Here is a 251-nt window from a genome sequence, read left to right as displayed (position 1 = left end):
TCCGCCAATAATCTCACCAGGCTGATCGCGCCCGATGCGCCTCGCAAAAAGCGATTGCCTGGGCCGCGAAGGCGTCGTGCAATTCCACTCCCCACAGGTCGTCGATTCCGTTCGCACTGCGCGCCAGCGCCGCCTGTGCGGCATCAATGGCGGCAAGCATCGGTGTTTCGGGCAGGGCGCCGACACTGACGCCGGCCCGCCACGCAAAATGCGGATGCAGGTTCAGGCGACGTGCGGCGGCGCGCGTGGGG

General features: G+C 67.3%; 1 pseudogene. It reads right to left on the bottom strand.

Annotated features, from left to right (window positions below):
- Positions 1-13: 13 nt before the first annotated feature.
- Positions 14-251, bottom strand: a pseudogene (locus HLUSI_RS29675) (hypothetical protein); the annotation flags it as partial.

Source organism: Herbaspirillum lusitanum P6-12 (genome assembly GCF_000256565.1).
Taxonomy (GTDB): Bacteria; Pseudomonadota; Gammaproteobacteria; order Burkholderiales; family Burkholderiaceae_D; genus Herbaspirillum; species Herbaspirillum lusitanum.
The sequence above is the reverse complement of the archived record's forward strand: the minus strand, read 5'-3'. Positions and strand labels throughout refer to the sequence as shown.